The following is a 23,946-nucleotide window of genomic DNA, read 5'->3' as shown; positions in this document are numbered from 1 at the left end:
CAAAACGCATCTTTCCTAGGGAAAGTTCGGCCTCCGGGGCCCCTCGAGCCGAACTTTCCCTACGAAAGTGACGACCTCGGGGTTAGCGCGGGGCCATTCGCAGCGAGCCGTCCATCCGGACGACCTCGCCGTTCAGGTAGTCGTGGTCGATGAGCGACAGCGCGAGCTGCGCGTACTCGTCCGGCCGCGCGAGGCGCTTCGGGAACGGGATGCCGGCGGCGAGCGACGCGCGGAACTCGTCGCTGACGGTGGCGAGCATCGGGGTGTCGACGATGCCCGGCGCGATGGTCAGCACGCGGATGCCCTGCGAGGCCAGGTCGCGAGCCGCGGGGAGCGTCATGCCGACGACGCCGCCCTTGGACGACGCGTAGGCGACCTGCCCGATCTGGCCGTCGAACGCGGCGATGGACGCGGTGTTGATGATGACGCCGCGGGCGTCGTCCTCGAGGGGCTCGGTCTGCGCGATCGCCTCGGCCGCGACGGTCAGGACGTTGAACGTGCCGATCAGGTTGATCTGGATGACCTTCGCGTACAGCGCGAGGTCGTGGCGGCCCTTCTTGGACAGGATCCGCGCGGACGGCCCGATGCCGGCGCAGTTCACCACGGTCCGCAGCGGCACCCCGGAGCCGGCCGCGGTCGCGACGGCGGCCTCGACCTGCTCGACGTCGGTCACGTCGGCCTCGACGTAGGTGATGCCGTCGACCTGCTCGGCCCTCTCGATGGACGGCGCCAGGTCGAGCGCGAACACCCGCGCGCCCTGGGCCGCGAGGGCCTTCGCCGTCGCCCCGCCGAGGCCGGACGCGCCCCCGGTGACGAGCGCCGCGGTGTCGGTGATCTGCATCTTCGCCGTTCCCTTCGTGATCCGATTCGCCGACCCAGGTTAACGCTCGTTCGCAGGCGAGGTTCGTGTCTTCGCTCACCGCTCCCGGGGGCGACCGGTTCCGTTAGCGTCGTGGTCAACTCCGGCTGTCACCTTCAGCGGCATGACGCCAGCTCGGATCGTGGTGGTAGGAACCGGTTACGTCGGCTTGACCACAGGGGCTTGCCTGGCCAGTCTCGGGCATTTCGTCACCTGCGTGGACGTCGATCGCGCGAAGGTGTCCCGGCTGGCCGCCGGGCGCGTCGACATCCTCGAACCGGGGCTGGCCGACTTGGTCGCCCGCGGGATCTCGGCCGGGCGCCTGCAGTTCGTCGTCGGCGCGCGGGACGCGGTCCGCGACGCCCAGGCGGTGTTCCTCTGCGTGCCGACGCCGATGGGGGCGGGCGGTTCCGCGGACCTGCGCGCGGTCGAGGCGGTGGCCGCCGAGATCGGCGACGTCCTGCCCGCCGGCTGTGCGCTGGTCACCAAGTCGACCGTGCCGGTCGGCACGTCGAAGCGCATTCAGCAGATGCTCGGCCGGGCCGATGTGCCGGTGGTGTCGAACCCCGAGTTCCTCCGCGAGGGCACCGCGGTCGCGGACTTCCTGGGCCCGGACCGGATCGTCGTCGGCTCGGCCGACTTCGCCGCCGCGCACTGGGTCGGCGAGCTGTACGCGGAGCTGGACGCGCCGGTCGTCGTCGCCGACGCGGCGAGTGCGGAGCTCGTGAAGTACGCCGCGAACTGCTACCTCGCGCTGAAGCTGTCCTACGTCAACTCGATCGCCGAGCTCTGTGAACGGCTCGGCGCGGACATCGACCTCGTCACCGAGGGCATGGGCCACGACCGCCGGATCGGCCGGACGTTCCTCAAGCCCGGCCCGGGCTGGGGCGGCTCGTGCCTGCCGAAGGACACCAGCGCGCTGGTCAAGGTCGCCGAGTCGGTCAACTACGACTTCCGCATGCTGACCTCGGCGATCGACGAGAACATCGCCCAGCGCGACCGGATCGTCGCGAAGATCGCCGGTGCGGTCGGCGGCACCCTGGCCGGCGCGCGGATCGGCGTGCTGGGCCTGGCGTTCAAGGCGGGCACGAACGACCTGCGCGACTCGCCCGCGCTCGCCGTGTCATCGGTGCTGGGCGCGCTGGGTGCCGAACTGGTCGCCTACGACCCGGCGGTCGACGGCGGGATCGACGGGATGACCGTGGTCGACGACGCCTACCAGGTCGCGAAGGACGCGGACGTCGTCGTCGTGCTGACCGAGTGGGCCGAGTTCAAGCACCTCGACTGGGCGGCGATGGCCGAGCTCATGGAGGGCATCGACGTCGTCGACACGCGCAACCTGCTCGACCCGCGGGTGATCGTCGACGCGGGGCTCTCCTGGCAGGGCGTGGGCCGGCCGCGGGCGGCGGCGCGAATCAAGGTTTCTTGACGGCCCTCTCTTGGCTAGGCTGGCCGCACGGCATCGCGTGTCGGTCACCGGCTGGGTGAGGCATGGAGGTGGCGGGAGTGCCCGTGGAGGCATTTCAATCGTGTCAGTTTCCGTATCCGTTGAATTGAACCATCTGATCGTCCCGTCCCGGAACAACCGGGAATCCGCCGAATTCCTGGCGAACCTGCTCGGCCTCGAAGTCGGGGAGGAATGGGGTCCGTTCATCCCCGTCGAGACGCGCAACGGCGTCCGGCTGGACTTCGCGACCGTCCCCGAAGAGGACCTTCGCCTGCAGCACTACTGCTTCCTGATCCCGGAGGACGACTTCGACGCCGTCTTCGCGCGGCTCGTCGAAACGGGCGTGACCTACCACGCCGACCCGATGGGGAAGCAGCTCGGCGAAATCAACCACAACCACGGCGGCCGTGGCGTCTACTTCCTCGATCCCGGTGGGAACGGGATGGAAATCATCACGCAGCCGTACGAGCCGGATCGGCGTCGCCCGACGTCTTGGTAAGCGCTGTCTGGCAAAAGTTCCTTAGCAATGCGTACTATCGGGGCATGTTCACGACGAGGCCGGAGCTGGCCGGCACCTTCGGGATGGTGGCATCGACGCACTGGCTGGCCTCGGCCACCGGGATGGCGGTGCTGGAGGACGGCGGCAACGCGTTCGACGCGGCGGTCGCGGCCGGGTTCGTCCTGCAGGTCGCCGAGCCGCACCTCTGCGGCCCGGCGGGCCAGGTACCCGGCCTCTTCGTGACGGCGGACGACCCGACCCCGCGGGCGCTGGCGAGCCAGGGCCCGTCGCCCGCGGGGGCCACGCCCGAGCACTTCGCGTCGCTGGGGCTGGACCTCATCCCGGGCAGCGGCCTGCTCCCGGCGACCGTCCCCGGCGCGTGGGACGGCTGGCTCCTGCTGCTTCGCGACTACGGCACGAAGTCGCTTCGCGAGGTGCTGTCGTACGCGATCGGCTACGCGCGCAACGGCGTCCCGCTGGTTTCGCGGGTCGGCGACACGATCCGCGCCGTCGAGCGGCTGTTCGTCGAGCACTGGCCGACGTCGGCGTCGCTCTGGCTGCCGGACGGCAAGCCCGCGTCCGGCCTGCACCGCAACCCGGCGCTGGCGGACACCTGGGAACGTCTCCTGCGGGAGGCGGAGTCCGTCTCCGGCCGGGAAGCGCAGATCGACGCGGGACGTCGTGCCTGGTCACAGGGTTTCGTCGCTGAAGCGATCGAGAAGTTCAGCCGGCAGGCCTTCCGCGACGACTCCGGTCGCGACCACGCGGGCCTGCTGACCGGTGACGACCTGGCGTCGTGGTCGGCGTCGTACGAAGAACCGGCTTCGGTCGACGTCGGCGACTGGCGCCTGGTCAAGATGGGCGGCTGGACGCAGGGGCCGGCGTTGTTGCAGCAGGCGCTGCTGATGCACGGCTTCCGCGACGAACTGTCCTTTGTGGACGGCGTCGCGTCGGAGCGCACGGTGCACCTGGCGGTCGAGGCGGCAAAGCTGGCCTTCGCGGACCGCGAGGCTTGGTACGGCGACACGGACGTCCCGCTGGACGTGCTCCTCTCCGCTGAATACACCGACGCCCGGCGTGCCCTGATCACCGACACGGCGTCCGCCGAACTCCGCCCCGGGGACGCTCGTGGTCCGGCCCGGCTCCCGGCGATCCTGGACTCGCTGCAGGGCGTGCAGGTCGAGGGCGGCGCGACGGGCGAGCCGACGATCGGCCCCCAGGGCCAGACCCGCGGCGACACGGTGCACCTCGACGTCGTCGACGCGGCGGGCAACCTGGTGTCGCTGACGCCGTCGGGCGGCTGGCTGCAGTCGAGCCCGACGATCCCGTCGCTGGGCTTCTGCCTCGATTCGCGGGGGCAGATGTTCTGGCTGGAACAGGGCCTGCCGAACTCGCTGGCGCCCCGCAAGCGCCCGCGCATCACGCTGTCGCCGTCGCTGGCCCTGCGCGACGGCGTCCCGACGCTGGCGTTCGGCACCCCGGGCGGCGACCAGCAGGACCAGTGGCAGCTGTGCTTCTGGCTGGCCCACGTGTACGGCGGCCTGAACCTCCAGGAGTCGATCGACTCGCCGGCCTGGCACACGACGGCGTTCCCGAGCTCGTTCTACCCGCGCTCGTGGAACCCGCGCGAGCTGGTGGTCGAGTCCCGGCTGGGTGCGTCCACTTTGGACGCCCTGCGCGCCCGCGGCCACCAGGTCCTGGACGCGGGCGACTGGGCCCTGGGCCGGTTGTCGGCGGTTTCGCGCTCCGACGGTCTGCTGCGGGCAGCGGCCAACGCCCGCGGCATGCAGGGCTACGCGGCCGGGCGCTAGAAGGTCAGTGAAGCCCAGCCCCCGCCCTCGGCGAGCAGTGTCCGCACGCCGAGGGCGTGTTCGGCGAAGTGCCGGCGGTTCACGCAGCCCCTGTCAAGCGCGATTGCCCTGGCACGGCCGAGTTGTCCACATCCACCCTGGCTATCCACAGATTCGCCGCACCACCCCTTTTGCGCCCCCACCACCGATACGCTGGAAGCGGGGCCGGTCCCCCGGAGAGGGCGGGGGCTGGGTAGGTGGCCCCGACAGGCCCTATTCGACGGTGCGGCCGTCCCAGTCCGGCCGGGGCCAGGCCGACGAGCCGAGTTCGAGCCACAACCGCCAGCCCGCGGTCAGCTCGTCGTGGTCACGTGGCGTCCATTGCCCGGCCATGCCTTCGAGCGTGCGCCCGAAAGCACGGCCCGGCGGAGGGGATCGCTCACTTGGCGGGCTGCTGCCAGAGGTAGAACTCGATGCCCTGGTTGTCGGTGCAGTCGGCGGTCAGCCCGTACGGGTGGGTCTCGACCTCGCCCGCCTGTCCGCCTTGCTCGCGGACCCGGCCGAGCGCCGCGTCGAGGTCGTCCACCGCGTACATCAGCTTCCAGCCGACCTGGCGGCCCGGGCCGCCCCAGAGGCCGCCCTGCAAGCCGTGGCCCTGGATGTTCCACGCGCTTTCGACCGAGCCGGGGGAGAACTGCCAGCCGAGCACCGCGCCGTAGAACGTCTTCGCGGGCTCGTCGGCCGGGACCTGGAACGTGAAGTACATGGCCTCGCCCTGCTTCGGCGTCGGCTGCGGCTTCGGCGCTGCCTGCGAGACCAGCCAGCGCTGGCCGAACGGGTCGCGGAACGAGCCGCCCCGGCCGTACGGCGAATCGCTGACCGCGCGGATCAGCGTCCCGCCCAGTTCCACTGCCCGGGCCACGCTGGCGTCCGCGTCCGGCACCTCCACCCGCACCGACGCGCCCCCGCTCTGCGGTGCGACGTGCCCGATCTCCGGGTACTCCTCGGCGAGCATCAGCACCGCGTCGCCGATCGCCAGTTCGGCGTGCCCGATGCGGCCGTCGTCCATGAGGATCGGCTCGCCGCGGCGGGTCGCGCCGAAGACGTCGACGTAGAAGTCGAGCGCGGCCCGCGCGTCGGGCACGGCGAGGTAGGGCGTCAGCGAACGCAGTTCGGCGGTGGCCGCCGGGGCGGCTTCGGTGGTCGTCATATCGGCTCCGTTCAAGATGACGCGACGCAGGTTGTCGCGCAGTTCGGCGGCGAAGTCCGGGTCGGGGTCGACCCGCTCGGAGGGCCGGCGAAGCGCGTCGAAAGGCTCAGGCATCGCGACCCTCCTTCTCCTCGTAGGCGCGCCGGAACGCGGCACGGGCCCGCACGAGCAGCGCCTCGGTGGCGTGCACGCTGCGCCCCAGATGGCCGGCGACCTCGGGCACGCCCAGGCCGTCGACGTACCGCAGGGTCAGGGCCGCGCGGTGGTGCGACCCGAGGGATTCGAGCACCTGTCTCGCGCGCAGGGCGTCGAGCTGCTCGTCCCACGGGTCGTCGACGTCCGGCTCACTGTCGTGCACCAGCCGCAGCCCGCGTTCCTCACGTTCTTTGCGCCGCCAGTGGTCGGCGAGCTTGTGCCGGGCGACGCCGATCAGCCACCCGGTGCTCACTGGAGGTGCGTACTCCTTGCGACAGGCGGCGACCGCCCCGAGGAACGTCTCGGAAGTGAGCTCCTCGGCGAGCGTGCGGTCACCGCACCGGGACAACAGGTACCCGTAGACCTCCGGCAGGGCGGTTTCGTAGAGCCCGAGCAGCGCGAAGGCCGGGTCCGGTCGTACCCGAGGTTCCGTCACACCCTCATAGTCGTCCGGCGCGCGACTTTTCCGACGGGCGAACCGGTGATTTTTTCGGCGGCCAGCTCACCCGGATGGTGACGACGTGGTCCCGCCGTCCGGGAAAGAGCCGGTAGACGCTGACGACGAACGTCCCGGCCCGCGCGCGTTTGCGGGACAGGTAGTCGTGCGCGCAGGCAGTCCCGTACCGGACGGTCCACCCCTGGTACCGATCACTGCGGTGCTCGAGGACGAACCCCATGTCGTCGACGAGTTCGGTGTATTCGTGCACGCGCCCGTCGTCGACCTCGCGCCGGTATTCGAGCTCGTGGGGGTAGCCGTACCTGTCCATGACCTGAAGGTTCTCGCCGCAAGTCAGCGCGACGCGGCCTGCGCACGGGAATCCCACATCGGGCCGCCCGCCCTACGATTCGTGGTTGATCGACAGCGAGGGGTGACCACCATGGATCGGCCGACCAAGCCGAACTACCGGCGACGCCAGCTCGGCCGCACCCTGCGCAAGCTACGCGAGGCGGCCGGGCTGAGCCAAGAGGACGCAGGCCGCCCGCTGCGGTTCTCCACGTCGAAGATGAGCCGGATCGAGCAGGGCTACATCCCGGGCTACAACGACTTCCTGGCGCTCCTCGACCGCTACGGGATCATCAGCTCGGACTACGGCGAGTACGTGCGGATGTTCGACTACGCCAAGGAGAAGGGCTGGTGGCACGCGTTCGGGTTGAGCGATCGCGGTTTCGTGAGCGTGGAGGCCGAGGCATCACGGATTCGCAGCTACCAGCTTGGTTTCGTGCCGGGCTTGATGCAGACCGAGCCGTACATGCGCGAGACCTTCGCGGCCGCGCGCGAGTTCGAAGGAAGGGATCTCGAAGCCCAGGTGCAGGTCCGCCTGCATCGCCAGCTTCGGCTGACCGAAGAGCCTGTGCTGGAGTTGCACGCCATCGTTGACGAGAGCGCCTTGCGGCGTGATCCGTGTAATCGCGAGCAGTTGCTGCGCCTGCTCGATGTTTCCGCACTGCCGAACGTCACCTTCCAGGTGATTTCGCAGGCGGTGGGCTCGCACGACGGGCTGTACAGCAACTTCATCATCGTCGCCGGATTTCCCGAGCGGTCCGAGCCCGATCTCGCCTACCTCGAATACGGGTTCGGATCGCTGCAGATCGAGAAGGAGGCCGAGGTCCGCGGTGCTAACCTGATGTTCGAGCATCTCGCCGATCTGGCGCTGGACGATGGCGATTCTCGTGCGCTGATCGAGCGGATGATCACCTGACCGGGAGGGCGCACAGTGGATCGGTGGCGGAAGAGCAGTTACAGCGGCGGGTCCGGCAACAATGGCGACTGCGTCGAGGTTGCCTTCGCCCGTGACTCCATCGCCGCGCGGGACTCGAAAGCCCCCACGGCCGGGGCACTCGAAGTGCCGCCGGCCGCGTGGTCCGCCTTCCTCTCCACCGTCACACCCGGGGATCCGGCAACCGCCGGCCGGTGATCGCGACCACCGTCGCCAGCACCGCCACCAGCCCGATCACCACCGCGAACGCGTCGCGGCTCCCCAGCGACCCTGAAAGCGCCGCGTACAGACTCCCCAGCGTCGCCACGCCCAAAGCCAGCGACGTCTGCTGGTTGGTCGTCATCACGCCCGACCCGACGCCGGCCAAATCGGTCGGCACGTGCGACAGCACGATCCGGAACAACGTCGTCATCGCCAGCGCGTTCCCCACACCGATCGCCACCATCGACGGCGCCAGGTCGAGCACCGTCACGTGCGGCCACGTCGACAGCGTCGTGCACAGCAGCGCCACCATCCCCACCGCCGTGATCGCGCCGCCGATCGGGACGACCTTCTGGCCGTAGCGCGCCACCAGCCGGCTGCTCAGCATCGACACCGTGAAGTACGCGACGGCCAGCGGCGTCAGCGCGGCGCCCGCGCTCAGCGGGCCGAACTTCAGGCCTTCCTGCAGCGTCATCGCGAACACGAACATGAACGAGCCGAACGCGCCGAAGAACGGGATCGCCACCATCAAGCCGCGCCGGACGCTCGGCAGCCGCATCACCGACGGCGGCAGCAGCGGGGTTCCGCCGATCCGCTCCAGACGTCGTTCCACGTGCACGAAAGCCGCGGCCGAAAACGGCGACACGATCAGCAGCGCGATCGTCCACGCCGGCCAGCCCAGTGCCCGGCCTTCCATCAGCGGGACCAGCAACGACAGCAGGGTCACCGCCAGCAGAGTCGTCCCGAGGCGGTCGACGCCCAGCGGATTGTGCGCCCGGCTCTCCGGCAGCCGGCGGGCCATCACCAGGACCACCAGCCCGATCGGCACGTTCACCAGGAAGATCGGCCGCCAGCCGGTGCCGAACAGGTCCGCCGCCACCAGGCCGCCGCCGAGCAGCTGGCCGACGACCGTCGAGAGACCGCCGGTGGCGCCGTAGAGGCCCAGCGCCCGCGAACGCTCTTCGCCGGACGTCGTCGCCTGGATGATCGAGAGCACCTGCGGCAGCAGCAACGCCGACGCCGCCCCCTGCGCGGCGCGGGCGATCACCAGCGTCGTCGCCGTCGGGGCGATTCCGCAGGCCAGGGACGTCAGCGTGAACAGCCACAGTCCCGCGAAGAACAGCCGCCGCCTGCCGAACGAGTCGCCGAGGCGGCCGCCGACCACCAGCAGCACCGCGTACGCGATGCCGTAGGCGGCCACCACCAGCTCCAGCGTCGCGGTGGACGCCTCGAGGTCGGCATCGATCGTCGGGAGCGCGACGTTGACGATGAAGAAGTCGATGATGGGCAGTGCCGCCCCCAGCAGCACCGTGACCAGGCCGGCGGGGGTCAGTCCCGGCCGAAATCTGGCTCCGGCCGCGGTCGGCGCTAGTTCTGTCGTGGTCATGAGTACTACGATCGCCGCGGATCTAAACTGGTACCAGTTGTCGTTTATCCAGGTATTGCGACTACCTGGTACCAGGTTCGAAGACGTGCGATCCTGGCACCATGACCACCGCCGTCGAATCCGAGCTCCGCCGTCAGGAGCTGGCGAGGTTCCTGCGCAGCCGGCGTGAGCGGATCACGCCCGAGCAGGTCGGCCTCCCGATGCTGGGCCGCCGCCGGACGCCGGGGCTGCGCCGCGAAGAGGTCGCGCAGCTCGCCGGCGTCGGGGTCACCTGGTACACGTGGCTCGAGCAGGGCCGCGACATCAACGCGTCCGAGCAGGTGCTGCAGGCGATCGCCCGCACCCTGCGCCTCGACCCGCACGAGCACACGCACCTCTTCCGCCTGGCCGGCGCGCCCGAGCCGGAGAGCGAGAAGGACTGCCAGGTCATCTCGCCGCAGCTGGAGATGATGCTGAAGAAGCTGGAGCCGTACCCGGTCGCGGTGCGCAACGCCCGCTGCGACCTGCTGGGCTACAACCGCGGCTACACCTGGCTGATGGGCGAGGTCGACGCGATCCCGTTCGAGGACCGCAACACGCTGGTCCAGTGCCTGCTCAACCCGCAGTGGCGCGAGCGCATGCTGGACTGGGAGACGAACATCCCCCGCGTGATCGCGTCCTTCCGCGCGGCGATGGCCGAGCACGTCGCGGAGCCGGCGTGGAAGAACCTGGTCAAGCGCCTGAAGGCGGAGTCCCCGCTGTTCGCCGAGCTCTGGCCGCACCACGACGTCAACTCCGAGCCCATCCGCACGAAGCGGTACCTGCACCCGGACGTCGGGCTGCTGCGGTTCAACTTCACCTACCTCTACTCCGGCCGCCGCTCGGAAATCACGTTCTCGACGTACACCCCGGCCGACGAGGAGACGGCGGCGAAGCTGCCCCTCATGTTCGACTGACTACGGCCGTCGACGTACCTCGGGAGTCGCTTCAGGACGGACGCGCCGCGGCCCGGCGAACGGTAGCTTTCGCAGCATGAGATGGCCGAGCATGTCCCCGTGGGTGGGGCGCGTCGTGCGCACGGTCATCGTCCTGGGGTTCGTGCTCGGGGCGACCAGCGCGTCGTCGAGGTGGCAGCCCGGGGCGACCCCGCTGACGCCGCCCGGTGCGGCGTGGCTGGCCGCGACCGTCCTGACCCTGCTGCTCGTCCACCGCTTCCCGCTGACGCTTTTCCTGGTCACGGCCGCGTCGGCGTTCGGCTACTACGCGTCCGGCCTGCCCGGCGGGCCGATCATCGTCGTGCCGACCATCGCGTTGTTCGTGCTGACCCGGCAGCGGGGGCCGCTCACCGCGGGCATCACGGGTTCGGCCGCGCTCGCCGCCGCCTACGTCGTGCACGTCGTCACGACCAGGTCGTTCACGCTGGCGGCCGGTGCCGGGTTCGTCGTCGTGTGGCTGATCGCCGTCATCGGGGTCGGGACCGCCGTCCGCTACCAGCTCGACGCGCTCGCCGCCCGCCGCGAGCAGGCCGACGAGCACCGCCACCGGCTCGCCGAGCAGGAACGGCTGCGGATCGCCCGCGAGGTGCACGACGTCGTCGCGCACAGCCTCGCCGTGATCAACGTCCAGGCCGGCGTCGCCGCGCACGTCGCCGACCGGCGGCCGGAGCAGGCGAAGGAGGCGCTGCTCAACATCAAGGCGGCCAGCGCGTCCGCGCTCAAGGACCTGCGCGCGACCCTGGCCGTGCTCCGCTCGGGCGAGGACAAGGCGCCCGCGCCGAGCCTCGCCCAGGCCGCCGAGCTGCTGGAGCACGCCCGCGACGCCGGGCTCACGGTCGACGTCCACGGCGAGGCCGTCGACCTCCCGGCCCCCGTGGACGCGGCCGCCTACCGGATCCTGCAGGAGTCGCTGACGAACGTCGTCCGGCACGCCGACCGGCCGGAACACGTCGACGTCCGGTTCGAACGACAAAGAGGCACCTTCACGCTCCGGGTGCGCGACGACGGCCGCGGCACCGCCCAGCCGACGCCGGGTCACGGCCTGCGGGGCATGGGCGAACGCGCCGCCGCGCTCGGCGGGCGGTGCACCGCCGGGCCGGTCGACGGCGGTTTCGAAGTGTGCGTCGAGCTACCGATCGAGGGGGAAGCATGATCCGCGTCCTGCTGGCCGACGACCAGGTCCTGGTCCGCGCCGGGTTCCGCGTGCTGCTGGAGACCGAAGACGGCTTCGACGTCGTCGGCGAGGCCGGCGACGGCGAGCAGGCCGTGGCCGGTGCGATCGAGCACAAGCCGGACATCGTGGTGATGGACGTCCGGATGCCGGGCGTCGACGGTCTCGAAGCCACTCGCCGGATCACCGCGAACCCCGACCTCGCCAGGACGAAGGTGCTGGTCCTGACCACCTTCGACGTCGACGAGTACGTCTACGAAGCCCTGCGCTCAGGCGCCAGCGGGTTCCTGCTCAAGGACACCGAACCGGTCGAGCTGCTGCGTGCGCTGCGGGTCGTGGCGAGCGGCGAGGCGCTGCTGGCGCCGACGGTGACGCGGCGGCTGATCCAGGAGTTCGTCGGCCGCCCGGAGAACCGGCGCATCGACACGAGCGCCGTCCGCGAGATCACCGACCGCGAGCGTGAGGTGCTGGGCCTGGTGGCGGGCGGCATGTCGAACGACGAGATCGCGGCCCACCTGGTGATCTCCACGGCGACGGCGCGCACCCACGTCAGCCGCATCATGACGAAGATCGGCGCCCGCGACCGGGCGCAGCTGGTGGTGCTGGCCTACGAGTCGGGGCTGGTCACCCCACGCCACTCCGCCTGACCCGGCGCACCACGCGGAACGCGCGGACCAGGAACACCACCGCGAGGACGGCGACCAGGCAGATCCAGATCACGGCGCCTCCTTCCCGGGCCGATGCTCTGCTCAGAGGGCGTCCGGGAGTGGGACGGCGTTCACCGACACGGCGGAAGTCACACCTTCGGGCTAAGTGAAGGAGACTTCCCGGCTAAGCTCACCGGGTGCGACGTGCGTTGATCACCGGTATCACCGGTCAGGATGGCCAATATCTCGCCGAGCTGCTCCACGAGCAGCAGTACGAGGTGTTCGGCCTGGTCAAGGGGCAGAACAACCCTCGGATCGACATGATCCGCACGGAGTACCCCTTCGTCGAGATCGTCGAGGGCGACCTGCAGGACCTGTCGAGCCTGGTCGGGGTGCTGGAGCAGGTGCAGCCGGACGAGGTCTACAACCTCGGCGCGATCTCCTTCGTCGCGCTCTCCTTCAAGCAGGCCGAGCTGACGGCGAACGTCACCGGGCTCGGGGTGCTGCGGCTGCTCGACGCCGTCCGGATGGTCGGCGGGAGCCAGAACAACCCGATCCGCTTCTACCAGGCGTCCAGCTCGGAGATGTTCGGCAAGGTCCGGCAGTCGCCGCAGACCGAGGACACGCCGTTCTACCCGCGCTCGCCCTACGGCGTGGCGAAGGTGTTCGGGCACGACATCACCGTGAACTACCGCGACAGCTACGGCCTCTACGCCTGCTCGGGCATCCTCTTCAACCACGAGAGCCCGCGCCGCGGCATGGAGTTCGTCACCCGCAAGGTGACCAACGCCGTCGCGCGGATCAAGCTCGGGCTGCAGGAAAAGCTGGTGCTCGGCAACCTCGACCCGCGCCGCGACTGGGGCTTCGCCGGCGACTACGTCCGCGCGATGTGGCAGATGCTGCAGCAGGACGAGCCGCAGGACTACGTCGTCGCGACCGGCCGCACGCACAGCGTCCGCAACTTCGTCGACCTGGCGTTCAAGCACGCCGGCCTCGACGACTGGGAGCGGTTCGTCCAGCAAGACCCGAGGTTCTTCCGGCCCGCCGAGGTCGACCTCCTGGTCGGCGACGCCACCAAGGCCCACACCGAGCTGGGCTGGAAGCCCGAGGTCGGCTTCGAGGACCTGGTCGCCATGATGGTCGACCACGACCTGCGCCTCGAAGCCAAGAAGGCCGGGATCTCGCTCCCGTGATTTCCTACGCGCAGAACGCGGAGGACGTCGTCCTGGCCCGGGTCTTCGCGGGCCAGGCGACCGGTCGTTATGTCGACTTGGGTGCCGGCTATCCGACGCGGGACTCGGTCACCAAGCACTTCTACGACCTGGGTTGGCGCGGGATCAACGTCGAGCCGGAACCGGCTCTGGCCGACGAGCTCGACCGGGAGCGCCCCGAGGACCGCAACCTCCGCGTCGCCGTGGGGGCCCGGCCCGGCAAGACCGTGCTGCACGTGGTCGACGGCCAGTGGGGCCGCGCGACCGTCGACGACTCGCTCGCCGAGCAGTACAGCGAAGACTGGGCGGTCCGGGACGTCGAGGTCGAGGTCGTCACGCTGGCCGAGCTGCTCGACCGGCACCCCGGGCCCGTCGACTTCCTCAAGATCGACGTCGAAGGCGCGGAACGCGCGGTGATCGAGGGCGCCGACTGGAGCCGCCACCGGCCGCGGGTGCTCGTCGTTGAGGCGACCGAGCCCGGCTCGCCGAAGCCCGCCCACGACGAGTGGGAGCCGATGCTGCTCGAAGCGGGTTACCGCTGCGGGCTGTTCGACGGCCTCAACCGCTTCTACGCCCAGGCCACCGACACCGACGCGCTGGCCGCACTGGCTGCGCCCGCGAACGTCTTCGACGACTTCGAGCGCTACGCGGCGGCCGAAGTGCGCGAAGAGCGGGATCAGCTGCGCCAGGCCCGGCCGTCCGAAGTTGCGTACATCCGGCGGCTCGAGGAGACGGTGGAAGCGGCGCAGAAGGCGCGCGGCGAGCTGGGTGCGCAGCTGGACGCCGCGCGGCAGGAACTCGCGCAGGCCCGCCGGACGGCCGAAGAGCACCGCCGTCGCGCGGCCGCGCTCGAACACCGCGTCGCCGAGCTGGAAGCCCAGCTCGGCGTCCGCCGTTACTGAGCCGCGCGCTCGCGGGCGAGCTGCGCCAGCCGGTCCGTCATGACCTTGCCGACGGCGGCCGGGCTGGACCAGTCCTGGATCGCCTGGATCGCCCGCTCACCCATGGACGCGCGCAGCCGGGGGCTGTCCGCGAGCCGCCGCAGCCACTGCGCGGCCTGGTCGACGTCCGGCTCCGCCCACAGCTGACCGACGGTGTACCAGTCGCCGAACTCGGCGCCGAACCGGTGGTCGTGCTTCGAGATCGGGCGGACGTCGTACCCGACCACCGCGGCCGAACCCGGCGGCATGAAGTCGGTGTTGGCGCTGAAACCGGTGGCCACCACCGGCTTGCCCATCGCCATCGCCTCGGCCATGCCCATGCCGAAGCCCTCGGACCGGTGCAGCGACGCGTAGATGTCGCAGCTCGCGAGCAGCGTGTCCATGTCGTCGCGGGACATCTCGCGCCGGAGCAACGTGCCGCCGACCGAAGCCATCGCCGCGGTCAACGCCGCGTCCAGCTCCGGGAAGCGTTCGAGGTTGTTCACCTTGAGCACCAGGTGGGCCTTCGTGCCCCGCTCCTCCGGCGGGAACGCGCGGCGGAACGCCTCGATCAGCGCCCACGGGTTCTTCCGCGCGTCACTGGACGACGCGCTGAAGGTGTACAGCACGATCAGGCCGTCTTCCGGCAGGCCGAGCCGCGCCCGGTCGGGCTGGATGCCCGGCGCGTGCGGCACCACGCTCGGCACGACGAGGATCGGGATGTCGGTGACCGTGCGGAACGCGTCCGAGACGAACGACGAAAGCACCCACAGCTCGTCGATGCCCGGCAGGTGCGGCAGCGCGTGCGGCGGCGGTTCCGGCAGTTCCCACGCCCACAGCGCGATCGTGTAGCGGTCCAGCGCGTGCTCGGGGATCAGCTGCCACTCGTTGACGTTGACGATCCAGAGGTCGACGTCGAACTCCTTGCCGCGGCGCAGCGCGGCGATGTCCGGCGGGATTTCGACCGAGCGGTACGGCGCCTGGCTGTTGAACTCGGTGAAGGTGACGTTCGTGTCCGTCGCGGCGAGGGCCTGGATGTGCCGCCGCGCCGACTCCGACAAGCCGGTGGTGGCGCGGACGTCGGCGAAGGTGTTGACGCCGGGGCGCCGAACTTCGGGTGCTGGTTCGGGAAGTGCCGCTTCGATCGCCTTCGTGTAGCCCTGGGCGGCGATCGGCCAGCTCGCGTTCTCGCCGACCCACTTGCGGGCCAGGTCCCCGGCCGCGCGCAGCTCTTCGGGCCAGTACATCCCGCGTTCCAGCAGCCGGTAGAGCCCGGCCGCCTCGCCCGCCGGATCGGTCGGCACGGTCCACACGAACGCGGGGTCGAAGTGCCGGTGCTGCGGCAGGTCGCTCGCGATCACCGTCCGCCCGGCGCCGAGGGCCTGCATCATCACGGCGCTGGTCTCGCCGGCGGTCGGCCAGCGGAGGCTGATCACCGCGTCGGTGGCGAGGATCAGTTCGTCGAACCGGTTTTCGTCCGGCGACAGTTCGAAGTGGACGGAGCCGGCCGCGCCGCTCTGCTCGATGGTCTGCCGGAGTCCGGCCAGCAGCTCGGGGTCACCGGCGTGCCCGGCGACGACGAGCCGGGCGTTCGGCCAGCGGCGGCGCAGCTCGGCGAACGCCAGCACGGCGGCCGGCACCCGCTTGTACCGGACCAAGCTGCCGAACACACCGAACACGACCTGGTCGTCGGTCCAGCCCAGCTCGGCGCGGATCGTGTCGCGCCGGGAGCCGTCGAGCAGCGTCGCGCCGAGCGGCACGGCGTGCACCGGAACGTGGGGGTACCGCGCCTGGAGGAACTTCGCCGTGTGCGGGTCGTGGACGATCACGCCACGGCTGTTCGTCACGAGCCGTCGTTCCAGGGTCAACGTCGCGTAGTCGAGCGTCTTGACGCCGTCGACCTCGATGGCCGGCATGCCGTGCAGCAGTGCGGGATCCGTGGAGTGGCCCCAGATCGGGCCGTGCGCGTACCGCACCTCCGCCGCGAACGCCTCGCTGGTGTAGCTGCCGAAGTACCCGGCGTGGAAGTCGACCAGCGCCGGGTCGTGGAGCACGACGACGCCGGGGTTCTTGATCGCCTCGCGGTAGATCTCGCCGTGGACCCCCGCGTGGTTGCCCATGTGGTAGACCGGCACGCCGTCGCCGGGATCGCTCGGTCGCCGCAGCTCGACGCCGTCCGGCACGCGTGCCGACGGCGACTTGTGCACCGCGGTGACGTCGACCAGTTCGGACAGCGCTTCGAGCAGCCGGTAGCTGTAGTCCGCGATGCCGCTGGTCTGCGGCGGCAGCGGCGTCCACACCGCGGCGCGCGCCCGCGACCCCGTCATCGGCGGGCGACCAGGCGCAGCCGCTCGCCGAGCCCGTGCGGGGCCTCGACCGAAGTGACCTCGACGTCGGCGAAGCCCGAAGCTTCGGCGAGGAACCGCAGGTAGACGGCGGGCAACGCCTTGCGGGCGAACGGGTCCAGCCGTAGGTCGGCCTCCGAAGCCGGCGTCTCGACGAGCAGCACCCCGCCGGGCTGCAGCGCGGTCGCGGCGAGGTCGGTGAAACGGGCGAGGACGTCCGGCGCCAGGCGCTCGGCGAACCGGAAGGCCGTCACCGCACCCAGCGAGCGCGGCGGCCGGGCGGCGAGCGCGGCCAGCGGCTCCCGCGCGTCGATGTCGAAGCCGAGCCCGGCGCAGTGCTTCCGGACCAGCGAGTTGTCCGACGCCGCCGCGATCGGCAACCCGGCCGAGCGCAGGACTTCGAGCCACTCACCGCGGGCCGGCGCGACGTCGAAGACCGGGCCGGTGGCGCCGGCTTCGCGGGCGGCGGTGACCAGCGGCAGGTGGCTGCGGCGGGCTTCGCGGACGTGGTCCGCGGGACCGTCGAGCAGCTCGATCAGCGCGAGCTCGAGGAAGGACTCGCGGTCGGCGGCCTCGACGTCGGCCGGCTCCTGCCCGGCGCGGACGCGGTCGAGCGCGAGGTCCAGCTGAGCGTGCCGGAGCCGGACGTCGGTGGCCGCCGACGCCAGCGCGGCGACCTGCGTCTCGATGGCCTTCAGCCGCTGCTCGACGTCGTCGCCGGACTCGGCGCTTTCCGCGTGGCGCAGCCGCATCTCGCTCAGCTGCGACTCGACCCGGCCGAGTCCGGAGTACAGCCGCTGGTTCAGCCCGGCGGTCATCGTCTGGTCGTGCCGCCGGAGCTGCTCGATCTCGTGGACCAGCTCGGGGTGCCGGACGAGCCTGCCGTCCCCGCCCTGGGTTTGCTCGTGGACGGCTTCGAGCGCGTCCCGGATCGCCAGGTTGGCTTCGATCTGCCACTTCACCTGGCGCTTCCACAGGAAGCGCAGGGCCAACCGGCCCAGCAGGTCGCTCTTGCGCAGCGGCAGGTGCAGCTCGCGGTGCTCGTCGAGGCGGGCCAGTGCGGCGGCCACGCGGTCAGCAGACATTCTCGGTTCCCTGGTTCGCTCTCGTCACGGGTTGAGCTTGCGGAAGATGTTCTGCTCGACACCGGGTGACAACAGCGACACCGAGCCGGCGGCGAAACCGCGTTCGGTCAGCTCGACCACCACGACGTCACTGCGCTTGAGCAGGTCCCCGATGGCTTCGCCGCCGTCGTGGTCGGCCGTGCTCGTGTGGAGCGCGGTCAGGTCGCCGAACGCCGCCGCGAGGTACGGCAGGGCGCGGACGGTGAAGGAATCGCCGATCCACGCCGTGCGCAGGCCGTAGGTGCCGTCCCCGCGCGCGGTGTCGGTGTGCACCGGGGTGACGTAGTCGCTGGGCATCGGCCGTGTCCGGTCGGTCCGGCCGTCCGGCATCAGCGCGTAGTGCGTTCCCGACGTGGTCCCGGTCCGGCCGATCAGCGGGGGCAGGTCGGCCGGCAGCTGCCAGTCGCCCTTCGGCTGGAGCCGCCACTTCTCGCTGATCCCCGGCCGCAGCTTCTCGACGACCGAGCGCACCGCGGTGATGGCGCCTTCGTCGCCCCAGTGCGCGTCCTGCGGTCCGTAGAGCGGCGAACCCTTGCGGCTCGCCCACTCCTGCATCGGGCCGCGCAGGTCGAGCATGAAGTTCTCGGCGTCCACCCGGCGCCAGAAGTCGTCGGCCACCTTGTCACGGCAGTCCTTGCCCAGGTAGCTGGCGGGCAGGTGCTCCGGGACCATGCCGATCTTGTCCGGTGCGACGACGACCACGAACTGTCGCCCGGACGCCTCGACCGCGTCGCGGAAGGAGCGCAGGGCGGCGAACGTCGTGTCCAGGCTGACGTGCTGCACGCAGTGGCTCGTGGCCTCGTCGCCGAGGTAGAGCCAGCCGTCCTTGCCCTCGATGACGTCCGGGAACTGGCGCGGGTCCAGCTTCGCCGGCGTGTTGTCGGGCACCTGGAGCGGACCCTGCTGGTTCTCCTGGTGCAGCGGGGGCGGCTCGCCGAACACCCCGCGGCTGATGCCGTCGGCCGCGTGCACCGCCTGCTCGCGGAACACCAGGTGGTCGGTCGTCCACTGGCTCAGCTGGGTGAAGAACGACCAGCCCTGTCCGATGCTCGGGAACGGCGTCAGCTTGCGGTTCTCGAACTCCGACGGTTGCGCGCCGAGCACCGCCGACAGAACCGGGGTCGCGAAGAAGACGGTCGCGCACAGCAGCGCGATCAGCTGCTTGCCGCCGTGCCGGGGCCGGTACAGCGCGTGCTCGCGCGGGAGGAACGCCTCGTAGACCGGCGGCAGCGTGGACTTCGGACCTTCGGTGCGCGTCACGACGTCACTCCCATCCGCCGAGCCGCGGCGCGGACCGGCCGGAGTACCCGCCGGGCACCGGCGACCAGAGGATGCCGCCGCGACGCGGACGCTCGCCGGTCGGCGAGCCAGGCCTGGTGCGCCTCCGCCAGCCGCTCGCGCATCCATGCCGCGGCGGTGTCCGTCGAGCGGGTCCGCAGGATGTGCGCGCGGGCGGCCTGCCCCCGGCGCCGGGCTTCGTCCCGGTCGTCGGCGACCGAACGCATCGCCTCGGCGGCGGCGTCGAGGTCGGGGTCGGCCCACCGGCCTTCGGGCTGGTAGGGAGGCCAGCCGGGGCCGACGTCGGTCATCGCGTACGGCACCGGCCAGCCGTGCTCGGGCCCGAAGAACTCCGTCGTGCCCGAGTAGTCGGTGGCGATCACCGGTATCCCCCTGACCATCGCCTCCGCGACCGTGAGCCCGAAGCCCTCGCTGCGGTGCAGCGAAACGTAGGCGTCGGTCCCGGCATACAGGGCCCCGAGTTCGGTCACTGTGAGGTAACGCTCCTGGAGCTCGATGCGCGCGTCGTCGCCGATCACGCGGCGCAGCCGCTCGACCGCGGGCGTGTTGAGGTGCCCGTTGGTCGCCTTGAGGACGAGCCGGACGTCGTCGCGGCCCGGGAAGGCGCGGTGGAACGCCTCGACGACGCCCCACGGGTTTTTCCGGCCGCCGGTGGAGTTGAAGTCGAAGATGAAGAGGAACTGGGTGACCGGACCCGGTTCGCGCGCGGGTTCGCCGGGATCTGGCACCGGGACCGGAATGGTCCGGACCGGGACCGGCGAGTGCGCCGCGATCGCCCTGGTGGCGAACTCACTGGGCGTCCAGATCTCGTCGACCAACGCGAACCCGTCGTGCATCGCGGCCGGGAAGTCCTCGAGCTCCCACGCCCACAGCCCGATCCGGTAGCGTCCCGCCCCGGTGTCCGGGTGGGTATCGAGGATCAGCCGGGTGAAGTCCGAGTTCACGGTCAGCAGGCTGACTCCGAACCGCGGCACGCCGACGTCGGCCGGCGCCGCCAGGCCGGTGCGGACCGACCCGGACAGCGAGTGCTCCTCCACGACCGACACCATCGGCACGCCGGCCGCGGCGATGGCCCGCTGGACCACCCGGGCCATCTCGCCGAGCCCGAGCTCGGCGGTCAGGTAGCCGGCGACGTTGACGCCGAAGCCGTCCACCGGTGCGACCGGTGGCGGTGGCTCCGTCGGCACGGCCCACTCCGGCACGAGGCCTTCCTCGATGCCGTGGGTGGCGCACCACCGCCGGAAGCCGTCCCGGCTCGCGCCGCGCGGGTGCGGGAACACCGCCTGCAGGTCGACGCGGGCGAGCCAGACGGCGGCGGCCAGCCGCGTCAGCCCGGTGGCGGCGTCGAGCGGGGACGCGGGTTCGGCCAGCCACCGCCGGAACGCACGGCCGCCGTCGTCGCCGAACGGGTGCGGCGGGAGTTCGCCGGCGATCCGGCCGAGCGGGTCGGACGTGTGCCGGAAGCGTTCCGCACGGCTCCAGGTGTCGTGGTAGAGCTGCCGCATCTGGGTGGTGAGCGGGGTGCCGTCGGGCAGCTTTTCGTACGGTGCCTCGACGTCCTCGGCCTCCCGGGCAACGCGTTCGCCGTAGCTTTCGCAGAGATCGCGAAGCGCCGGGTCGGCCGACAGCCGGACCCGGGGCCGGTGCCCGCAGTCGGTGGTCAGCAGCCACGGCGTCTCGGGGTCGTAACCCCGGAAGGCGAAGAACTTCAGCTCGGCGAGGGGGCGTTCGTGCAGGTTCCAGTAGCCGACCGCGAGACCGGGGTTGCGGACGACGTGGTGGGCGAACACCCCGGCCAGCAGGTCCGGCCAGCGCCAGGTCGGCTCGGTCCGGTGCGGCGGGCGCCGGCGCGCCTGGCCGGCCCAGTGGTCGAGGAACGGCCGGGCGGCCGGCCCGGCGGCGAGGAAGCCGTCGAAGACACCGGGCACGTGCTCCGGCTCCAGGCCGTCCTGCGGCAGCGGTTCGAGCAGGGCCGCCGTGACGACGATTCCGCGTTCCGCGGCGAGCACGCAGACGTCCTCGAACGGCGCGTGGACCTCGACGTCCGGGTCGAGCAGGACGACGACGTCGTACCGGTCCAGCAGAGTGCGCACGAGGAGCGGCCGGAGGACGTCGACGAGGTCTGCGCCGGCGTGGGAGGTGACCAGCCGGTGGTACTCGTCCGGGTCCAGGCCGAGCTCGCCGGGCACCTCGGCGTCATCGGCGACGAGCGTGGTGAATCCGTGCCCGGGGTGGTGCGCCCGGTAGGACCCGGCGAGCACGTCCGCGACGGCGCGCCGGTCCGCGGTGACGACGGTGCAGGCGGTGATCCGGGCGGGGCCGCTTCCCGCCATGTCAGCCGGTGGCGGGCAGCTCGGTCAGCTGCTTCGCGAGGATTTCGTCGAACACCTTCGAGACGGTGGCCATGTCGGGCCCGTCGACGTGCACGCGGACGACGGTCTGCTTGTGCACGTAGTGCGCGCGGATCAGGGAGACGCCGTCGTTGTTGACCAGCTGCATCACTTCGACCCCGGGAGGCGTGGTGCCGCTGTACTTGACGAGCTTGAACTTGACCTGCTGGTCGGTGAGCCCCTCGACGGCGCTCGACGCGGCGGACGCGTCGGAGGCCAGCACGGTCAGCACGACCGCGGTCGCCCCGGACGGCAGCTTGGACACCGACTGGCGGGCCTTCGTCGGGCTCGCGTCGGCGAGCGCCTGGAACTCGCCGTCGGTGAGGGCCTTGGCCGCCTTGAGGTCGGCGAAGGACGCGAAGTCGTTGGTCGCCAGGACGTTCCCCGGCAGTTTCGCGATCTCGAGGTCGTCCTTCGGCTTCTGCGTCGGCGACGGGGCCGCGCTCGACGACTGCGCGACCGGCGGCGTCTTGTCGTCGTTGCCGGAGAAGAGGAAGTACCCGCCGACGCCGAGCCCGGCGAGCACGACGATCGCGATGACGATCGCGATGATCTTCTTGCCGCCCTTGGCCGGGGCGGCCTCGAACGACGGCTCGGGGCCCTGCGCGACCCAGTTGCTGTCGGCCGGGAAGTCGGAGCCGCCCCACGGCGTGCTCGTGTCCTGGCTGGGGACGTTCCAGGGCATCTGCTGACCCTGCGGCGGGTGGTACTGCGGCGTCGGCTGCGCGGGGAACCCGCCGGACCCCTGGCCCGCCGGCCGGTACCCACCGGCGACCGCCTGCGGCGGCACGCCCGGCACGACCTGCGTGCGGTCGGCGTCACCGGCCTGGCCGCCCGGGGCCCAGCCCTGCGGCGACCCCTGGTTGACGGCTTGGGTTCGTTCGCCGTCACCGAAGGACGAGTTCACGATCTGGGTCTGGTCGGCCGATGTCGAGCCCCCGGGCTGCGCCGGTGTCGCACCGCTCTGCGGCGAGTTGACCGGGGCGATGATCTGGGTGCTCTCCGCCGGACCGCCCTGGATCGGGGCCGCGTGGGGATCGGCGTTCACGGCCGCGGACAGGACACTGTCCCGGCGCATCCGGTAGTCGTCGGCCGAAATCTGGCCAGCGGCCAGCTCTTCGTCCAACCGGCGCAGTTCCTCCTGCCAGGACAAACCCGGCCCCCTATCTCGTCAGCGGTTGCCAGCTGAGCCAGCTCACGCATCATTGTGCACTCAGCCCTGCTCGCCGGGCCTCGGAGGGTCGTTTCGTGACCCCACCCGTTACCCCGCCGGCAGGACGCTTTCGAACTGCTTCACCATCTCGGCCAGCTCGCCGCTCATCGCGTACTGGCCCTTGTAGGGGAGCCCGACGCCGATGACGATGGCGTTGTTGCCCGAGCCGTACCAGCTGGTGTTGAGGAACTGGTCGTCGATGTGGCCGGAGATGGTCCGGACATCGGCGCTGACCGAGTGCATACCGGACGCCAGTCCCTGTTGGTAGAGCGTCTCGACGACGGTCTGCGCGTTCACGGCGCTGCTCGTCGGGATGACCAGCACGAGATAGTGGACGTCACCGTCGGCGCTGCCGCGGAACACCATCTCCTTGGCACCGTTCGAGGTGAACAGGTCGGCCGTCGGGGCGGGGATCAGGCCCAGGTCCCGCGCTTTCTCGATCGCCATCGTCGAGTTGTTCGGGTTGGGGTCGCCGGGCAGCTTCGGCAACCGGTCTTCCAGCGGGTCGGGCCGGACCCCGGCCGCGGACGATGACGTCCCGGGCGCCGGCGCGCCCTGCGACGGCGTGTCGTCGCCCGAGCCGAGCCACGCGGTCACGCCGACGACCATCAGCAGCACGACCAGCACGCCGAGGCTGATGAACAGCCAGGCCGGCCGCCCGCTGCCGGTGGAACTGCCGTAGCGGTGCCTGCCCGGCGCCTCCTCGGGTTCCTCCGGCCGGTGGTGCACCTGACGGCCGAGGGGTGGGAACCGGCTGATCGGGTCGGGCTCCGGACCCGGCCCTTCGACCCGCATGTAGCGCGTAGGGGTGATGTCGGCCGGGCTCGGTGCGGTGGTGAGGTGGTCGGGGACCGCTGGGACTCCGTGGTGGGAGAGCGTTCTTTGCGCGCCGGAGTCGGTCCGCTGCCACGGCGGGGCCGGGCGTGGTGGCTGGTGCGGCCCGGTGGACGGCGACTCCATGCGCTGCGGCGGCGCGGTCCGCGGGTCGACCGGCTGCTGGCCGGCGGGGTTCGTGCTGTGCCAAGCGGTCGCGGGCCGGCGCAGCGGTGAGGGGACAGGTGAGGGGACGGTCGAACCCGACGCCTGCGCGAGCAGCTCGTCACGCTGTTTCCGGTGTGCGGCCGGCTCGATCCGGCCGGCCGCCAGATCCGCGTCGAGTCGGCGCAGATCGTCCTGCCAGCTCATCCTTCGACCCCCATCCACCATTCGGGGCATCAGTCTGGCACGTGCGGCCGACCTGCGAGGTTGCGGTTTGAGGTTGATCGGCAACGTAGCGCAAGTGGCGTGGTTTCGGGAGCCCTCGCCGCACCCGCGTCCGATTTCGGCCTCCGGTACAGTCCGGCTGC

21 protein-coding genes are annotated in these 23,946 nt (G+C 71.2%); 10 read left to right on the top strand and 11 right to left on the bottom strand.

Translation table 11 applies throughout. The features are described from left to right. Positions 1-82: 82 nt before the first annotated feature. Positions 83-841 (bottom strand): SDR family NAD(P)-dependent oxidoreductase, encoded by a 759-nt coding sequence (locus tag QRX60_RS10970; RefSeq protein ID WP_286000661.1) that lies wholly within the window; start codon positions 839-841, stop codon positions 83-85. 142 nt (positions 842-983) lie between these two features. On the opposite strand from QRX60_RS10970, the gene QRX60_RS10965 reads away from it, so the two are divergent. The 3 genes from QRX60_RS10965 (at position 984) to QRX60_RS10955 (ending at position 4,616) form a co-directional block, all read left to right on the top strand. Continuing rightward, the gene (locus tag QRX60_RS10965; protein ID WP_286000660.1) at positions 984-2,288 is read left to right on the top strand and encodes a UDP-glucose dehydrogenase family protein; all 1,305 of its coding nucleotides are present in this window, start codon (positions 984-986) and stop codon (positions 2,286-2,288) included. Positions 2,289-2,412: 124 nt separating this feature from the next. Continuing rightward, on the top strand, positions 2,413-2,805 hold the full coding sequence (locus QRX60_RS10960) for a VOC family protein (protein WP_332845831.1): 393 nt from the start codon (positions 2,413-2,415) through the stop codon (positions 2,803-2,805). A 44-nt stretch (positions 2,806-2,849) separates the two neighbouring features. Then, positions 2,850-4,616 (top strand): gamma-glutamyltransferase family protein, encoded by a 1,767-nt coding sequence (locus QRX60_RS10955; protein ID WP_286000659.1) that lies wholly within the window; start codon positions 2,850-2,852, stop codon positions 4,614-4,616. A gap of 418 nt (positions 4,617-5,034) precedes the next feature. Here the strand turns inward: QRX60_RS10955 and QRX60_RS10945 are convergent, their stop codons facing one another. Genes QRX60_RS10945 through QRX60_RS10935 form a run of 3 tightly spaced genes read right to left on the bottom strand, consistent with a single transcriptional unit; the run spans position 5,035 to position 6,767 of the window. Then, on the bottom strand, positions 5,035-5,919 hold the full coding sequence (locus QRX60_RS10945) for a VOC family protein (RefSeq protein ID WP_286000658.1): 885 nt from the start codon (positions 5,917-5,919) through the stop codon (positions 5,035-5,037). Beyond that, a complete protein-coding gene (locus QRX60_RS10940) occupies positions 5,912-6,436 on the bottom strand; it encodes an RNA polymerase sigma factor (RefSeq protein WP_286000657.1) in 525 nt (174 codons plus the stop codon). The genes QRX60_RS10945 and QRX60_RS10940 overlap by 8 nt, the downstream gene beginning before the upstream one ends. 4 nt (positions 6,437-6,440) lie before the next feature. Then, the gene (locus QRX60_RS10935; RefSeq protein WP_286000656.1) at positions 6,441-6,767 is read right to left on the bottom strand and encodes a hypothetical protein; all 327 of its coding nucleotides are present in this window, start codon (positions 6,765-6,767) and stop codon (positions 6,441-6,443) included. A gap of 111 nt (positions 6,768-6,878) precedes the next feature. On the opposite strand from QRX60_RS10935, the gene QRX60_RS10930 reads away from it, so the two are divergent. Continuing rightward, complete coding sequence (locus tag QRX60_RS10930; RefSeq protein ID WP_286000655.1) at positions 6,879-7,700, top strand: helix-turn-helix domain-containing protein; 822 nt, start codon at positions 6,879-6,881, stop codon at positions 7,698-7,700. A gap of 15 nt (positions 7,701-7,715) precedes the next feature. After that, a complete protein-coding gene (locus QRX60_RS10925; RefSeq protein ID WP_286000654.1) occupies positions 7,716-7,916 on the top strand; it encodes a DUF397 domain-containing protein in 201 nt (66 codons plus the stop codon). Here QRX60_RS10925 and QRX60_RS10920 read toward each other — a convergent pair. Next, the gene (locus QRX60_RS10920; protein ID WP_286000653.1) at positions 7,882-9,306 is read right to left on the bottom strand and encodes an MFS transporter; all 1,425 of its coding nucleotides are present in this window, start codon (positions 9,304-9,306) and stop codon (positions 7,882-7,884) included. The two genes, QRX60_RS10925 and QRX60_RS10920, sit on opposite strands and share 35 nt — an antisense overlap. Before the next feature lie 101 nt (positions 9,307-9,407). Between QRX60_RS10920 and QRX60_RS10915 the strand changes: the two genes are divergently transcribed. From QRX60_RS10915 to QRX60_RS10895, 5 genes are all read left to right on the top strand, one after another. Further along, on the top strand, positions 9,408-10,241 hold the full coding sequence (locus QRX60_RS10915) for a helix-turn-helix transcriptional regulator (RefSeq protein ID WP_286000652.1): 834 nt from the start codon (positions 9,408-9,410) through the stop codon (positions 10,239-10,241). Positions 10,242-10,317: 76 nt separating this feature from the next. Then, a complete protein-coding gene (locus QRX60_RS10910) occupies positions 10,318-11,433 on the top strand; it encodes a sensor histidine kinase (protein WP_286000651.1) in 1,116 nt (371 codons plus the stop codon). After that, positions 11,430-12,098 (top strand): response regulator, encoded by a 669-nt coding sequence (locus tag QRX60_RS10905; protein WP_286000650.1) that lies wholly within the window; start codon positions 11,430-11,432, stop codon positions 12,096-12,098. Before QRX60_RS10910 ends, QRX60_RS10905 begins: the two co-directional genes overlap by 4 nt. 197 nt (positions 12,099-12,295) lie before the next feature. Further along, the gene (gmd, locus tag QRX60_RS10900; RefSeq protein ID WP_286000649.1) at positions 12,296-13,291 is read left to right on the top strand and encodes a GDP-mannose 4,6-dehydratase; all 996 of its coding nucleotides are present in this window, start codon (positions 12,296-12,298) and stop codon (positions 13,289-13,291) included. After that, complete coding sequence (locus QRX60_RS10895; RefSeq protein WP_286000648.1) at positions 13,288-14,211, top strand: FkbM family methyltransferase; 924 nt, start codon at positions 13,288-13,290, stop codon at positions 14,209-14,211. The genes gmd and QRX60_RS10895 overlap by 4 nt, the downstream gene beginning before the upstream one ends. On the opposite strand, the gene QRX60_RS10890 is transcribed toward QRX60_RS10895, so the two are convergent. From QRX60_RS10890 to QRX60_RS10865, 6 genes are all read right to left on the bottom strand, one after another. Then, complete coding sequence (locus tag QRX60_RS10890) at positions 14,205-16,556, bottom strand: glycosyltransferase family 4 protein (protein WP_286000647.1); 2,352 nt, start codon at positions 16,554-16,556, stop codon at positions 14,205-14,207. The genes QRX60_RS10895 and QRX60_RS10890 overlap by 7 nt on opposite strands. After that, positions 16,553-17,659 carry a hypothetical protein gene (locus tag QRX60_RS10885; protein WP_286000646.1) on the bottom strand — a complete coding sequence of 369 codons (1,107 nt, stop codon included), beginning with the start codon at positions 17,657-17,659 and terminating at the stop codon, positions 16,553-16,555. Before QRX60_RS10885 ends, QRX60_RS10890 begins: the two co-directional genes overlap by 4 nt. Before the next feature lie 24 nt (positions 17,660-17,683). Next, positions 17,684-18,958 carry an alginate O-acetyltransferase AlgX-related protein gene (locus tag QRX60_RS10880; protein WP_286000645.1) on the bottom strand — a complete coding sequence of 425 codons (1,275 nt, stop codon included), beginning with the start codon at positions 18,956-18,958 and terminating at the stop codon, positions 17,684-17,686. Further along, positions 18,955-21,330 (bottom strand): glycosyltransferase, encoded by a 2,376-nt coding sequence (locus QRX60_RS10875; RefSeq protein ID WP_286000644.1) that lies wholly within the window; start codon positions 21,328-21,330, stop codon positions 18,955-18,957. Before QRX60_RS10875 ends, QRX60_RS10880 begins: the two co-directional genes overlap by 4 nt. A 1-nt stretch (position 21,331) precedes the next feature. Beyond that, positions 21,332-22,540, bottom strand: a complete 1,209-nt coding sequence (locus QRX60_RS10870; protein ID WP_286000643.1) for a hypothetical protein — start codon at positions 22,538-22,540, stop codon at positions 21,332-21,334. A gap of 108 nt (positions 22,541-22,648) precedes the next feature. After that, positions 22,649-23,785: a chromosomal replication initiator protein DnaA gene (locus QRX60_RS10865; RefSeq protein WP_286000642.1), complete on the bottom strand. Its 1,137-nt coding sequence runs from the start codon at positions 23,783-23,785 to the stop codon at positions 22,649-22,651. Between the last annotated feature and the right edge of the window lie 161 nt (positions 23,786-23,946).

The organism is Amycolatopsis mongoliensis (assembly GCF_030285665.1).
GTDB lineage: Bacteria > Actinomycetota > Actinomycetes > Mycobacteriales > Pseudonocardiaceae > Amycolatopsis > Amycolatopsis mongoliensis.
The sequence above is the reverse complement of the archived record's forward strand: the minus strand, read 5'-3'. Positions and strand labels throughout refer to the sequence as shown.

What these genes read in the sequence shown, in the direction of transcription:
- QRX60_RS10890 (WP_286000647.1), bottom strand. Translation starts at nt 16,556, where the DNA reads ATGACGGGGTCGCGGGCGCGCGCCGCGGTGTGGACGCCGCTGCCGCCG.
- QRX60_RS10945 (WP_286000658.1), bottom strand. Translation starts at nt 5,919, where the DNA reads ATGCCTGAGCCTTTCGACGCGCTTCGCCGGCCCTCCGAGCGGGTCGAC.
- QRX60_RS10905 (WP_286000650.1), top strand. Translation starts at nt 11,430, where the DNA reads ATGATCCGCGTCCTGCTGGCCGACGACCAGGTCCTGGTCCGCGCCGGG.
- QRX60_RS10915 (WP_286000652.1), top strand. Translation starts at nt 9,408, where the DNA reads ATGACCACCGCCGTCGAATCCGAGCTCCGCCGTCAGGAGCTGGCGAGG.
- QRX60_RS10965 (WP_286000660.1), top strand. Translation starts at nt 984, where the DNA reads ATGACGCCAGCTCGGATCGTGGTGGTAGGAACCGGTTACGTCGGCTTG.
- QRX60_RS10865 (WP_286000642.1), bottom strand. Translation starts at nt 23,785, where the DNA reads ATGAGCTGGCAGGACGATCTGCGCCGACTCGACGCGGATCTGGCGGCC.
- QRX60_RS10930 (WP_286000655.1), top strand. Translation starts at nt 6,879, where the DNA reads ATGGATCGGCCGACCAAGCCGAACTACCGGCGACGCCAGCTCGGCCGC.
- QRX60_RS10955 (WP_286000659.1), top strand. Translation starts at nt 2,850, where the DNA reads ATGTTCACGACGAGGCCGGAGCTGGCCGGCACCTTCGGGATGGTGGCA.
- QRX60_RS10920 (WP_286000653.1), bottom strand. Translation starts at nt 9,306, where the DNA reads ATGACCACGACAGAACTAGCGCCGACCGCGGCCGGAGCCAGATTTCGG.
- QRX60_RS10970 (WP_286000661.1), bottom strand. Translation starts at nt 841, where the DNA reads ATGCAGATCACCGACACCGCGGCGCTCGTCACCGGGGGCGCGTCCGGC.
- QRX60_RS10875 (WP_286000644.1), bottom strand. Translation starts at nt 21,330, where the DNA reads ATGGCGGGAAGCGGCCCCGCCCGGATCACCGCCTGCACCGTCGTCACC.
- QRX60_RS10935 (WP_286000656.1), bottom strand. Translation starts at nt 6,767, where the DNA reads ATGGACAGGTACGGCTACCCCCACGAGCTCGAATACCGGCGCGAGGTC.
- QRX60_RS10910 (WP_286000651.1), top strand. Translation starts at nt 10,318, where the DNA reads ATGAGATGGCCGAGCATGTCCCCGTGGGTGGGGCGCGTCGTGCGCACG.
- QRX60_RS10885 (WP_286000646.1), bottom strand. Translation starts at nt 17,659, where the DNA reads ATGTCTGCTGACCGCGTGGCCGCCGCACTGGCCCGCCTCGACGAGCAC.